Below are 13,218 nucleotides of genomic sequence, written 5' to 3'. Positions count from 1 at the left end.
GCCCCGGAATGACGCGATCAGGGGGAAGCGCATTTAATGTCATCCAAGAACCGTCTGGACCCGATTCCGCATCCGCCGACCAAGCCGGTGGTCGGCAACATGTTGTCGCTGGACTCGGCCGCCCCCGTTCAGCACCTGACGCGGCTCGCCAAGGAGCTCGGTCCGATCTTCTGGCTCGACATGATGGGCTCGCCAATCGTCGTCGTCTCCGGCCACGATCTCGTCGATGAGCTCTCTGACGAGAAGCGGTTCGACAAGACGGTGCGCGGCGCGCTGCGGCGCGTGCGCGCAGTCGGCGGCGACGGTCTGTTCACGGCCGACACCAGGGAGCCGAACTGGAGCAAGGCGCACAACATCCTGCTCCAGCCCTTCGGCAACCGCGCCATGCAATCCTATCATTCGAGCATGGTCGATATCGCCGAGCAACTCGTCCAAAAATGGGAGCGGCTCAACGCCGACGACGAGATCGACGTCGTCCACGACATGACCGCGCTGACGCTGGACACGATCGGCCTGTGCGGCTTCGACTACCGCTTCAATTCGTTCTACCGCCGCGACTACCATCCCTTCGTGGAGTCGCTGGTGCGCTCGCTCGAAACCATCATGATGACGCGCGGCCTGCCGTTCGAGCAGCTCTGGATGCAGAAGCGCCGCAAGACCCTGGCCGAAGACGTCGCCTTCATGAACAAGATGGTCGACGAGATCATCGCCGAGCGCCGCAAGAGCGCGGAAGGGATCGACGACAAGAAGGACATGCTCGCCGCGATGATGACCGGCGTCGACCGTTCCACCGGCGAGCAGCTCGACGACATCAACATCCGCTACCAGATCAACACGTTCCTGATTGCGGGCCACGAGACCACCAGCGGCCTGTTGTCCTACACGCTCTATGCTCTGCTCAAGCATCCGGATGTCCTCAAGAAGGCCTATGATGAGGTGGACCGCGTCTTCGGGCCCGATGTCAATGCCAAGCCGACCTACCAGCAGGTGACGCAGCTCACCTACATCACGCAGATCCTGAAAGAGGCGCTGCGGCTGTGGCCGCCGGCGCCGGCCTATGGCATCTCGCCGCTCAATGACGAGACCATCGGCGGCGGCAAGTACAAGCTCAGGAAGGGCACGTTCGTCACGATCCTCGTGACCGCGCTGCATCGCGATCCCTCGGTCTGGGGCCCGAACCCGGACGCGTTCGATCCCGAGAATTTCAGCCGCGAGGCGGAGGCCAAGCGGCCGATCAACGCCTGGAAGCCGTTCGGCAACGGCCAGCGTGCCTGCATCGGACGCGGCTTCGCCATGCACGAGGCCGCCCTCGCGCTCGGTATGATCCTGCAGCGCTTCAAGCTGATCGACCACCAGCGCTATCAGATGCACCTGAAGGAAACCCTGACGATGAAGCCGGAAGGCTTCAAGATCAAGGTGCGTCCGCGCGCCGACCGCGAGCGCGGCGCCTATGGCGGTCCCGTCGCGGCGACGGTTTCGGCGCCGAAAGCGCCGCGCCAGCCGACCACGCGGCCCGGCCACAACACGCCGATGCTGGTGCTGTACGGCTCCAATCTTGGCACCGCCGAGGAGCTCGCGACGCGCATGGCCGATCTCGCCGAGATCAACGGCTTTGCCGTGCATCTCGGACCGCTCGACGATTACGTCGGCAAGCTGCCGCAGGAGGGCGGCGTGCTCATCATCTGCGCCTCCTACAACGGCGCACCGCCGGACAACGCCACGCAGTTCGTCAAATGGCTTGGCGAGGACCTGCCGAAGGATGCCTTTGCCAATGTGCGCTACGCCGTGTTCGGCTGTGGCAACAGCGACTGGGCGGCGACCTATCAATCGGTGCCGCGCTTCATCGACGAGCAATTGTCCAAGCATGGTGCGCGTGCGGTCTATCCGCGCGGCGAAGGCGATGCGCGCAGCGATCTCGACGGCCAGTTCCAGAAATGGTTCCCCGCCGCCGCCCAGGTTGCGACCAAGGAGTTCGGCATCGACTGGAATTTCACCCGCACCGCGGAGGACGATCCGCTCTACGCGATCGAGCCGGTGGCGGTGACTGCCGTCAACACCATCGTTGCGCAGGGCGGTGCGGTGGCGATGAAGGTGCTGATCAACGACGAGCTTCAGAACAAGACCGGGTCCAATCCGTCGGAGCGCTCGACGCGCCATATCGAGGTGCAGCTGCCGTCCAACATCACCTACCGCGTCGGCGATCATTTGAGCGTCGTCCCGCGCAACGATCCGACGCTGGTGGATTCGGTGGCCCGCCGCTTCGGCTTCCTGCCGGCGGACCAGATCAGGCTTCAGGTCGCCGAGGGCCGCCGCGCGCAATTGCCGGTCGGCGAGGCCGTGTCGGTCGGCCGCCTGCTCAGCGAATTCGTCGAGTTGCAGCAGGTGGCGACGCGCAAGCAGATCCAGATCATGGCGGAGCACACCCGCTGCCCCGTCACCAAGCCGAAGCTGCAGGCCTTCGTTGGCGAGGAAGCCGAGCAGTTGGAGCGTTACCGCACTGAGATCCTGGCGAGGCGCAAATCGGTGTTCGACCTGCTGCTCGAACATCCGGCCTGCGAGCTGCCGTTCCATGCCTATCTGGAAATGCTCTCGCTGCTGGCACCACGTTATTATTCGATCTCGTCCTCGCCGTCGGTCGACCAGGCGCGTTGCAGCGTCACGGTCGGTGTGGTCGAGGGGCCGGCGGCCTCGGGGCGCGGCACCTACAAGGGCATCTGCTCGAACTACCTCGCCAATCGGCGTTCGGGCGATACGATCTATGCCACCGTGCGCGAGACCAAGGCCGGCTTCCGGCTGCCGGATGATACATCCGCGCCGATCATCATGATCGGGCCGGGCACGGGATTGGCGCCGTTCCGCGGCTTCCTCCAGGAGCGCGCCGAACGCAAGGCGAAGGGGGCCGCGCTCGGGCCGGCGATGCTGTTCTTCGGCTGCCGCCATCCCGATCAGGATTTTCTCTATGCCGATGAACTAAAAACGTTGGCGGCAAGCGGCATCGCCGAGCTCTTCACCGCGTTCTCGCGCGCGGATGGGCCGAAGACCTATGTGCAGCACGTGATCGCCGCGCAGAAAGACAAGGTCTGGCCGCTGATCGAGCAGGGCGCCATCATCTATGTCTGCGGCGATGGCAGCAAGATGGAGCCGGATGTGAAGGCCGCGCTGGTCGCCATCCACCGCGAGAAGAGCGGCAGCGATGCCGCCGCGGCTGCACGCTGGATCGAGGAGATGGGTACGAAGAATCGATATGTGCTCGACGTCTGGGCGGGTGGGTAGGTGCTTGTAGCCCGGATGGAGCGCAGCGAAATCCGGGGCGGTCTCTCAGCGGAGAAACAGCCCCGGATTACGCTTCGCTCCATCCGGGCTACGAAGTAATCGTGCTAAAGCTCTCCCATGATTCCCTGGGAAAAGATCGATACCGCCAAAATCCCCGGCTCCCACGAGGAGCTCCGCCTGATGCGCCGCGGCAAGGAGTTCTCCATCATGCTCGGCACCAACGAGCTGATGAACAGCCGCCTGTCGGGTTCCGAAGCCGCGCTGGCGACGCTTGCGGCGAAGCAGATCGAGACGGTCGCAAAGCCCGTCGTCCTCATCGGCGGGCTGGGCATGGGTTTTACGCTGCGCGCGGCGCTCGCCGTGCTCGGAAGCAAGGCGGAGATCGTGGTGGCCGAGCTGGTCCCTGCCGTGGTGGCCTGGGCGCGAGGCCCAATGGCTGAGGTCTTTCGCGACAGTCTCGACGATCCCCGTGTGAGCATCCGGGAAACCGACGTCGCCAAAATCATCCGGGCGCAACGATCGGCCTTCGACGCTGTCCTCCTCGATGTCGACAACGGGCCGGAAGGGCTGACCCGGAAGGGCAATGACGCGCTCTACAATGCAAGTGGGCTGAAAGCGGCGAAGACGGTGCTCCGGCCGGGCGGCGTGCTCGCCGTCTGGTCGTCGGGACCCAATCCCGCATTCACCAAGCGCCTTGGCAGCGCCGGCTTCGACGTCAACGAGATCAACGTCCGCGCCACCGGCAGAGGCGGCGGCGCACGCCATGTGATCTGGATGGCGAAGAAGAGCTAAGCCGTCGAGCCCTCGTAGCCCGGATGGAGCGCAGCGCAATCCGGGACGGAATCGTAGGGTGGGCAAAGCGAAGCGTGCCCACCATTTCCATCGTCGATGCGGATGGATGGTGGGTACGGCGCGCGAAGAGCGCGCGCCGTGCCCACCATCCGAGCTAGAACATCGTGTTGCTGTTCGCAGGATTCTCGGGGATGTCCTGAACGACGTCCCAATGTTCGACGATCTTGCCGTTTTCCAGCTTGAAGATATCGACGATCGCGCGCCCCTTGTTGCCGGGCTCGTGAACGGAGTGGACGTGCAGTATGACGAAGTCGCCGTCCACGAAGCTGCGCTTGATCTCGCTGTGCGAGTTCGGAAATTTTTCGCGGAGGAATCCGATGAACTTCCGGAAACCGTCTGGACCATCGGCAGCATTTGGATTGTGCTGGACGTAGCGGTCGCCGACATAGGCGAGCGCAGCATCGGCGTCCTTCTGGTTGAGCCCTTTCTCGTAGAAGGCCAGCACGGTCTTGCGATTGGCTTCTTCTTGCGCGCTGGCGGCAATCGCGGTGCCGCTTGCGAGGGACAGCATGAGAGCTGAAGCGACGACCATTGCGGCCGATCGGATGATGAGATGCATGTGAGCTCCAGGAGGCCGTAGCCTTTTCTTGCGATTGAGGCAGGCTTGTATAGCTCTCGCGCCGGTTCGCGTTAAGAGAGTAACCGGCAGCTCACATGGTCACCGAGAGGAGACTATCTGCGTCGGTCTACGCCGCCTGCGCCGCTGCGCCATGTGCGTGCTTGTCAATGGCGCTGATGATCTCCGGCCAGAAGCGCATCGGCAGCGCATGCCCCATGCCCTCGATCATCAGCAGCTTGGCGCCTGGAATTGATACTGCCGTGTCCTTGCCGCCTTCGGGGCGCACCAGGGGATCGACCGTGCCGTGGATCACCAGCGTCGGCGTCTTCACGCCTTGCAACCGCTCCTTGCGGCTGCCGGAGGCGAGCACGGCGCGGAGCTGCCGGCCGACACCGGCCGGATTGAGCCCGCGCGCGAAGACGCGTTCGGCGCGGCCGGGATCGAGCGCTTCCTCTTCCGGAAAGGACCCGGCGCGCAAGAGCTTCCAGGTCTGGCCGTAGCGGACGATGAACTCCTCCTTGCTGCGCGGCGGCGGCGCCATCAGCATCGCGGCGGCCTCGCGTGTCGGCGGCGGCACGCGCGGGTTGCCCGTGGTCGACATGATCGAGGTCAGCGAACGCACGCGCTCGGGAAACGACAGCGTCACCTCCTGCGCGATCATGCCGCCCATGGAGGCCCCGACCAGGTGCGCCGACTTGATGCCGAGCGCATCCATCAGGCCGACCGTGTCCTTGGCCATGTCGATCAGCTTGTAGGTTGCGGCCACCGGAATTTTGAGGAAGCGCAGCTTCAACAGTTCGAGCGGCGTCAGGCGCTTGCCGCCGGTGAGGTGGCTCGACTTGCCGATGTCGCGATTGTCGAAGCGGATCACGCGAAAGCCGCGAGCGGCGAGCTGCTCGCAGAACGCATCGTCCCAATGGATCATCTGCGCTCCGAGCCCCATGATCAGCAGCAGCGGCTCGGCGTTGTCGTTGCCGAAGATCTCGTAGCAGATGTCGATGCCGTTGGCGCGAACGGTCTGGGGCGGCTGATGGGTGGTCACGGTTGCGATCCCTTGCTGCTGACCAATGCTGTATTGCACGGTTTCCCGCGGCAAAGAAGCCGGGTGCGCGGCACCGGGCCGCTTGCCGGTTGACCGGCTCCTCGCAACGGTGTGGTATGACGGAAAAAGAAGGGCATCGCAGCTCTCGACATCCGGAGGACGCCGATGACCGACAAGACCCACGACCCCGTCGCCATGTGGCAGCAGATGATGGGCGAGATGGAGAAGGGGTTCAACTCCTTCGCCAACCAGGCCATGTCGTCGCCCGAGTTTTCACAGGCGATGAACCGTGCTGGCGGAGTTGCTGCAGGTGCTCAGAAGCAGCTCGGCGAGGTCATGGAGAAATATCTCGTCGCGATGAACCTGCCGAGCCGGGAGCAGGTCACGGGCCTTGCGGAACGGCTCCAGTCGATCGAAGCCCAGGTCCACGAGATCAAGTCGATGTTGAGCCAGATGGCGGCGGGTTCTGGAACATCGCAAGGCTTCGACACGACGCCGCGGCCGCCGCGGACGAAGCGTCCGCCCTCCGAAGGCGGAGAGCGGACATGAATGCGCCGACGGGACTCGATTTCGTATCCATCCCCGAGCGCATCCAGTCCGAGGTGCAGCGCGCCATCATGCGCGGCATCAAGGGGGTCGAATATTTCTCGACCTCCGGTCCCACGCTTGGCTCGACGCCGAAAGACGTGCTGCATTCGCGCGGCACCATGAGCCTCTATCACTACCGTCCGATGTCGGACGAGATCTACCGCGTGCCGATCTTGATCGTGATGGCAACCACCAATCGCGGCTACATCCTCGACCTCGTGCCCGGCCAGAGCTTCATCGAGTTCCTGCTGAGGCGCGGCTACGACGTCTACATGCTGGACTGGACTGCACCGCGGCCGGAGGAGAAGAGCCTGCGGATGGAGGACTACGTCCTCGATTTCATCCCGGACTGCGTCCGCCGCGTGCAAGCCGATTCCGGCGAGCAGGACGTGTCCGTCATCGGCTATTGTTTCGGCGGCGTGCTGTCGCTGCTCTACGGCTCGATCCACAAGGACGGGCCGATGAAGAATCTGATCTGCTTCACCACGCCGATCGACTTCCGCGAGATGAAGCTGTTCTCGAATTTCTCCGACCGCCGCTATTTCGACGTCGACCGCCTCGTCGACAGTGTCGGCAACGTGCCGCCGGAGATGATCCTGTCCTCGTTCGAGATGCTGCGCCCGGCCTCGCGCACGGTGAGCCAGATCCAGCTCTGGGAGAACATCTGGAACGACGAGTTCGTCAAATCCTATCGCATGTTCGATCGTTGGGCGACCGACACGCTGCCGCTCGCAGGCGAGTATTTCCGCGCCATCACCAAGGACCTGATGTGGGACAACAAGCTGTTCAACGACACCATGTCGGTCGGCGGCCGCGCGGCGAAGCTGGAGAATATCAAGGTACCGATCCTGCATGCGGTCGCCGAGCATGATCACATCGTGCCTTATGACGCCGCCAAGCACCTGATCGCGAAGATCGGATCCGAGGACAAGGAAGAGGTGATGCTGAAGGGCGGTCACGTCTCCCTCGTCGCCGGTGCCAACGCGGTGAAGCGGCTGTGGCCGAAACTGGACTCCTGGCTGGGAAAGAGATCGACATGAGCGAGCAGCGTTCCTATCCGCGTCACGTCAAGACGGACGCCGGCGATATCGAGATCCGCCTGATGTCGCCCGCGGACGAGGCCGCGGTGCTCGCCTTCGGCAAGGGCCTTCCGACCCACGACCTGTTGTTCCTGCCGCGCAACATCAGCGAGCCGAAGGTGCTCTCCGCCTGGGTCAAGGAGATCGAGCGCGGCGCGATCACGAGCTTGCTCGCGGTCAGCAACGGCAAGGTCGTCGGCTGCGGCACCCTGGTGCGCGACCCGCATTCCTGGTCGCCCCATGTCGGCGAGATCCGCATGGTGGTCTCGTCCGACGTCCGCGGGAAGGGCGTGGGGCGGGCACTGTCGCAGGAGACCTTTGCGCTGGCGCTCGGCGCTGGCCTGGAAAAGCTCTCGGTCCAGATGACGGTCGACCAGCAGGCGGCGATCGCCCTGTTCGAAGGCCTCGGCTTCAAGGCAGAGGCGCTGCTGCGCGATCACGTCCGGGATATCGACGGCAAGACCCACGATATCGTCGTGCTCGGGCACAATATCGCGCAGGTCCAGGCCCAAATGGAGGCCTACGGCCTGCCGGGGGCCGTCCAGCACTGAGGCGAAGTCCGCCCGATGCGAACCTAATTCGTCCCGGGGCTACGGAGGCAGCACGGTGCCTGCCGTTAGGGCTTTTCACGATTTCGTGATATCGCAGTGCAATATGATTGTTGCATCGCACAATTAACTATGCGACATAGGCCGTGCCCCGGGCCAATGCGGACGGGGTGAGCCCATAGCTCAACCCAATGAGGATGGAGAGAACCCCATGACCACTGAAACGAACACCGCTTTCGAGGGCTTCAAGGACGCTTTCAAGAACATCCAGAACCTGGAAGTTCCCGAGGCCGCCCGCGAGTTCGTCAAGAAGACTGCCAACACTGCCAAGGACCGTGCTGCCGAGGTGTTCGCTGGCTCCGAGCGCGTGACCGCCGCCGTCGAGAACGCGGTGACCGAGTCCGTCACCGAGGCCGGCAAGATCAGCCGCAACATCCAGCAGGCGATCTACGAGGACGCCGAGGCGTTCTTCTCGGGCATCGACAAGCTCGCGTCCGCCAAGTCGATCAGCGAGGCCGTCGAGATCCAGTCGAGCCTGCTCCGTTCGCGTGGCGAAGTGTTCGTCTCGCGCGCCAAGGCGACCGCCGACTATTTCGGCAAGCTCGCCGCCAACGGTGCGAAGTCCGCTCAGGACAATTTCGCCAAGGTCTACACCAAGACCGCCTGATCTAGGCGCCCTGAGTAGATAAACTGAAATTTGGGGCCCGCTTCGGCGGGCCTTTGTTTTTGCGCCGCTGGTGTCATCACAGTTCGTCATTCCGGGGCGCCCGAAGGGCGAACCCGGAATCTCGAGATTCCGGGTTCGATGCTTCGCATCGCCCCGGAATGACGTAGTCTCCAATTCACAATGCGCTCTCAGTCCACCTTTTCCTTCGACACCCCGGGCGATGCCGAACGCGCAGCCGAGCTGCGTCGCGTCAAAGCGCTTGCGACGCTGGTGCTCGCCTCGACGCTTGCTCTGTTCGTCGTCGCGAAATGGCTTCTCCCTGTGCATCCCGCGTTCGGCTTCATCGCGGCCTTTGCGGAAGCCGCGACCATCGGCGGGCTCGCCGACTGGTATGCCGTCGTTGCCCTGTTCAAGCGGCCGCTCGGCCTGCCGATCCCGCACACCGCGATCATCCAGAGCAATCAGGCCCGCATCGCCGACAAACTCGGCGAGTTCATCCAGGTTCATTTCCTCGAGGCGGGTCCCGTGGAGGCCAAGCTGAAGGAGATCGATTTCGGCTCCTTCGTCGCCGACTGGCTGCGCGACCGCAAGCGAAGCGATGATCTTGCCCGCTTCGCGCTGCGCCTGTTGCCTGAGGCGTTCTCGGCGACGGAAAGCTCGGGCCTGATGACCTTCATCATCCGCCGTATGTCCTCGCAGCTCCAGGCGATCGATCTTGCGCCGCTCGCCGCCGGCACGCTGCGCGGCTTCGTCGCGGAGGGACGGCATCAGATCCTGTTCGACGATCTCCTGCGCGTGATGCACGAGACGTTGAACCAGCAGGAGACGATGGCGATGATCCGCGAGAAGGTGCGCGCGGAATTGCCCACCTTGCTCAGGCTCTATCGCGCCGACAAGTTTCTGGTGAACAAGATTGTCGCGTCCGCCACCGCTTTCTTCAACGAGGTGCGCAGCGATCCCAAGCATCCGTTCCGCGGCGAGTTCGACCGCATGGTGCTGAGCTTCGTCGATCGGCTCGGCACCGACCAGGCTTATATCGACCGCATCGACGGGCTGAAGCGCGATCTCCTGGCCCGGCCCGAGCTCGCCGATCTCGCCCGCACGGTCTGCGCCAACACGCGCTCCTTCATCGAGCGCAGCGCAAGCGGCGAAACGCAGGTGCTCCAACATCATCTCGCCGGCATGTTCGTCGCCGCGGGCGAGGCGCTCGCGGGCGATGTCGAGCTGCGCGGTGAGATCAACAAGGGCCTGGTGACGGTGCTGCGCAGCTTCGTCGCCGATCAGAAGAGCGGCGTCTCCACCTTCATCTCCGACCAGGTCAAGGCCTGGGATATGGCGCAGCTGATTTCGCTGATCGAAATCAACATAGGGCGCGACCTGCAATACATCCGCTTCAACGGCTCGCTGATCGGCGGTCTCGCTGGACTAGTGCTCTACTCCGTAGAGTTCGTGCTCCGGTTGCTGTGACTTTTGCGTCACGGCCGTTAGCATTAACGCGCGGGCCTATTGTGACCTCGCGTCTGTCCCGCTTGAATGTCGGGAACCGGCCGCTTAGCTGATTCATGTTGCGCTGCGGAACGTTCGAGAAGCCGGCGTATTGGAATTCATGCCCATCTGCCGGCCGCGTGCCGGCACTTCCCAGGGAAAACATTGATGACCGCTACTGCCCAGACGCTGCGTCCGCCGTCCCGTACTCTGATGTTTCTGGAAGGGCGCGCGATCCACGAGTTCGGCGCATTCCTCGGCGCGCTGCCGCTGCTGAGCCTCGCGCCGCGCGGCGACGGGCATCCGGTGCTGGTGCTGCCCGGCCTTGTGGCCTCGGACGCGTCCACACGCGCGCTGCGCGCGTTTCTGACCGGCAAAGGTTATGCGGTGAGCGGCTGGCGCCAGGGCCGCAACTATGGCCTGCGTCCAGGCGTACAGGATGGAATGGTCGATCTGGTTCAGGAGCTGAACGACACGCATGGCCGCAAGATCAGCCTGGTCGGTTGGAGTCTCGGCGGTCTCTACGCACGTCAGCTCGCCAAGATGATGCCGGATCGCGTGCGCCAGGTGATTACGCTCGGCAGCCCCTTTGCCGGCGATCCGCGTTCGACCAATGCCTGGCGCGTCTATGAATGGGCGAGCGGCCGCAAGGCCGACGAGGTCGATCCACGCTTCGGCGGCGAGCTCGCCGTGCCGCCGCCGGTGCCGACCACTGCCGTCTTCAGCCGCACCGACGGCGTCTGCGCCTGGCAGGGCTGCATGGAGAAGGTGGGCGCGCAGACCGAAAGCATCGAGGTCGAAAGCAGCCATTGCGGCATGGGTCATCACCCCGCCGTCGTCTATGCGGTGGCCGACCGCCTCGCGCAGAAGGAAGGCCAGTGGCGGCCGTTCGACCGCAGCGGCTGGCGCAGCGTGGTGTATCCCGATCCGCATCGGTGATCTCTTTCTTCCCTCTCCCCGCCTGCGGGGAAAGGCCGACACGCGCCGAGCGATGCGAAGCATCGTCCGGGGCGTGGCGGGTCAGGGGGATTCTCCGCAAGTCCTTCTGTTACCGCCATTGCTGAAGCGGCCCCTCACCCCGACCCTCTCCCCGTAAGAACGGGGAGAGGGAGAAGTGCGAGCGTGTCCGCTTCACGTCGTTCCCGTCCATTGTCGCAGCCACACCAAACGCGCTATGCCTCGCGCATGGCGCATCCGTTGTCCCGCATCATCGACCAGCTCAAGCGCGAGCCGTCGCGCACCGGCTCCATCGTCATCACCGTGTTCGGCGACGCCATCGTGCCGCGCGGCGGTGTGGTGTGGCTCGGCACGCTGCTGGAGTTCTTCGAAAGCCTCGACATCGACAGCGGTGTCGTGCGCACCGCAATGTCGCGGCTCGCCGCAGACGGCTGGCTGACGCGCGAAAAGGTGGGCCGCAACAGCTTCTATCGCCTGGCCGACAAGGGCCGCCAGACCTTTGAGGCTGCGACACGTCACATCTACGATCCGCCGCCATCCGACTGGACCGGGCGCTTCGAGCTGCTGCTGATCGGCAATGGCGAGGATCGCGACGTCTCGCGCGAAGCGCTTCGCAATGCCGGCTTCGGCAGTCCGTTGCCGGGCGTCTGGGTCGCACCATCAGGCGTGCCGGTGCCAGACGAAGCCTCAGGCGCGATCCGTCTCGAAGTCTCGGCCGAGGATGACAGCGGTCGCCGTCTGCTCAGTGCAAGCTGGCCGCTGCACCGCACCGCGGACGCCTATCTGAAATTCATGAAGACGTTCGAGCCGCTTCGCGCAGCGATTGCGCGTGGCTCGGATTTGTCCGAGGCCGATGCCTTCACCGCACGCATCCTGCTGATCCACCACTACCGCCGCGTGGTACTGCGCGATCCGCTGCTGCCCGAGAGCCTGCTGCCGGCGGATTGGCCGGGCAGGGCCGCACGTGAGCTCTGCGGCGAGATCTATCGCTCCCTGCTGGCTCCGTCGGAACAATGGCTTGACGGCCATGGAACCAACGAGAAGGGGCCGCTGCCGCCGGCGCGGAAGCTCCTCGAGCGGCGGTTTGGCACCTGATTTATATGTTACAGAAATATCTTGCATGAAGTAATTTCTGTTATATATTGCCTCCCAATAAAACGGGAGGACGCGCATGTATACCCAGGCGCTGAACACGGCCGAGGCCGACGACCGCGGTCTCGAGGATGCGGCCAGGGCTGCGCAGTTCCAGGCCCGCATCGACGCCGAGGAGCGGATCGAGCCGAACGACTGGATGCCGGCGGCCTATCGCAAGACGCTCACCCGGCAGATCTCCCAGCACGCCCATTCCGAGATCGTCGGCATGTTGCCCGAGGGCAACTGGATCACGCGCGCGCCGACCTTGCGCCGCAAGGCGGCGCTGCTTGCCAAGGTGCAGGACGAGTGCGGCCACGGGCTCTATCTCTACGCCGCGGCCGAGACGCTCGGCACATCGCGTGAAGAACTGGTCGACGCGATGCTCGCGGGCAAGGCCAAGTATTCCTCGATCTTCAACTACCCGACGCTGACCTGGGCCGACATCGGCACCATCGGCTGGCTGGTCGACGGCGCCGCGATCATGAACCAGATCCCGCTGTGCCGCTGCTCCTATGGCCCCTATGCGCGCGCGATGATCCGCGTCTGCAAGGAGGAGTCGTTCCACCAGCGCCAGGGCTACGAAATCATGCTGACGCTGTGTCGCGGCTCCGACGAGCAGAAGGCGATGGCGCAGGACGCGCTGAACCGCTGGTGGTGGCCGGTGCTGATGATGTTCGGCCCGCCGGACGCGACGAGCCAGCACAGCGACACCTCGACGAAGTGGAAGATCAAGCGTTTCTCCAATGACGAGCTGCGCCAGAAGTTCGTCGATGCCACCGTGCCGCAGGCGCAATATCTCGGGCTGACGATTCCCGATCCCGGCATGACGCAGGATGCCGACGGGCATTGGCGCTACAGCGAGATCGACTGGACCGAATTCAAGCAGGTGCTCGCCGGGAACGGCCCGTGCAATCGCGACCGCATGGCCGCGCGCCGCAAGGCGCACGAGGAGGGGACCTGGGTGCGCGAGGCGGCTGCCGCCTATGCCGCAAAGCGCGCGCATCGCCAGACGGCGCAAGCCGCCGAATAGGAGA

12 protein-coding genes are annotated in these 13,218 nt (G+C 64.3%); 10 read left to right on the top strand and 2 right to left on the bottom strand.

Annotated elements, in window-relative coordinates; translation table 11 throughout:
- The first annotated feature begins 36 nt into the window (after positions 1–36).
- Both GPL20_RS08235 and GPL20_RS08230 read left to right on the top strand, forming a co-directional pair.
- Positions 37–3,273 carry a bifunctional cytochrome P450/NADPH--P450 reductase gene (locus GPL20_RS08235; RefSeq protein WP_157329092.1) on the top strand — a complete coding sequence of 1,079 codons (3,237 nt, stop codon included), beginning with the start codon at positions 37–39 and terminating at the stop codon, positions 3,271–3,273.
- Positions 3,274–3,390: 117 nt separating this feature from the next.
- On the top strand, positions 3,391–4,065 hold the full coding sequence (locus GPL20_RS08230) for a spermidine synthase (protein WP_157329091.1): 675 nt from the start codon (positions 3,391–3,393) through the stop codon (positions 4,063–4,065).
- Between the two features lie 154 nt (positions 4,066–4,219).
- On the opposite strand, the gene GPL20_RS08225 is transcribed toward GPL20_RS08230, so the two are convergent.
- Entirely contained in the window at positions 4,220–4,684 is a 465-nt protein-coding gene (locus tag GPL20_RS08225; RefSeq protein ID WP_157329090.1) for a nuclear transport factor 2 family protein, read from the bottom strand.
- Positions 4,685–4,811: 127 nt separating this feature from the next.
- A complete protein-coding gene (locus GPL20_RS08220) occupies positions 4,812–5,726 on the bottom strand; it encodes an alpha/beta fold hydrolase (protein WP_254125874.1) in 915 nt (304 codons plus the stop codon).
- A gap of 165 nt (positions 5,727–5,891) precedes the next feature.
- On the opposite strand from GPL20_RS08220, the gene GPL20_RS08215 reads away from it, so the two are divergent.
- From GPL20_RS08215 to paaA, 8 genes are all read left to right on the top strand, one after another.
- Positions 5,892–6,275 (top strand): hypothetical protein, encoded by a 384-nt coding sequence (locus tag GPL20_RS08215; protein ID WP_157329088.1) that lies wholly within the window; start codon positions 5,892–5,894, stop codon positions 6,273–6,275.
- Positions 6,272–7,354, top strand: a complete 1,083-nt coding sequence (locus tag GPL20_RS08210) for a PHA/PHB synthase family protein (RefSeq protein WP_157329087.1) — start codon at positions 6,272–6,274, stop codon at positions 7,352–7,354. Before GPL20_RS08215 ends, GPL20_RS08210 begins: the two co-directional genes overlap by 4 nt.
- On the top strand, positions 7,351–7,944 hold the full coding sequence (locus GPL20_RS08205) for a GNAT family N-acetyltransferase (RefSeq protein WP_157329086.1): 594 nt from the start codon (positions 7,351–7,353) through the stop codon (positions 7,942–7,944). Before GPL20_RS08210 ends, GPL20_RS08205 begins: the two co-directional genes overlap by 4 nt.
- A 208-nt stretch (positions 7,945–8,152) precedes the next feature.
- On the top strand, positions 8,153–8,608 hold the full coding sequence (locus GPL20_RS08200) for a phasin (RefSeq protein WP_157329085.1): 456 nt from the start codon (positions 8,153–8,155) through the stop codon (positions 8,606–8,608).
- A gap of 180 nt (positions 8,609–8,788) precedes the next feature.
- The gene (locus GPL20_RS08195; RefSeq protein ID WP_157329084.1) at positions 8,789–10,075 is read left to right on the top strand and encodes a DUF445 domain-containing protein; all 1,287 of its coding nucleotides are present in this window, start codon (positions 8,789–8,791) and stop codon (positions 10,073–10,075) included.
- 186 nt (positions 10,076–10,261) lie between these two features.
- Positions 10,262–11,032, top strand: a complete 771-nt coding sequence (locus GPL20_RS08190; protein WP_157329083.1) for an esterase/lipase family protein — start codon at positions 10,262–10,264, stop codon at positions 11,030–11,032.
- Positions 11,033–11,278: 246 nt separating this feature from the next.
- The gene (gene paaX, locus GPL20_RS08185) at positions 11,279–12,145 is read left to right on the top strand and encodes a phenylacetic acid degradation operon negative regulatory protein PaaX (RefSeq protein WP_157329082.1); all 867 of its coding nucleotides are present in this window, start codon (positions 11,279–11,281) and stop codon (positions 12,143–12,145) included.
- 76 nt (positions 12,146–12,221) lie between these two features.
- Positions 12,222–13,214, top strand: coding sequence for a 1,2-phenylacetyl-CoA epoxidase subunit PaaA (paaA, locus tag GPL20_RS08180; protein WP_157329081.1), 993 nt, complete (start codon positions 12,222–12,224; stop codon positions 13,212–13,214).
- Positions 13,215–13,218: the final 4 nt, after the last annotated feature.

It is taken from the genome of Bradyrhizobium cajani (assembly GCF_009759665.1).
GTDB lineage: Bacteria > Pseudomonadota > Alphaproteobacteria > Rhizobiales > Xanthobacteraceae > Bradyrhizobium > Bradyrhizobium cajani.
Note: the sequence above shows the minus strand (reverse complement) of the source record. Positions and strands in the feature narration are given on the sequence as shown.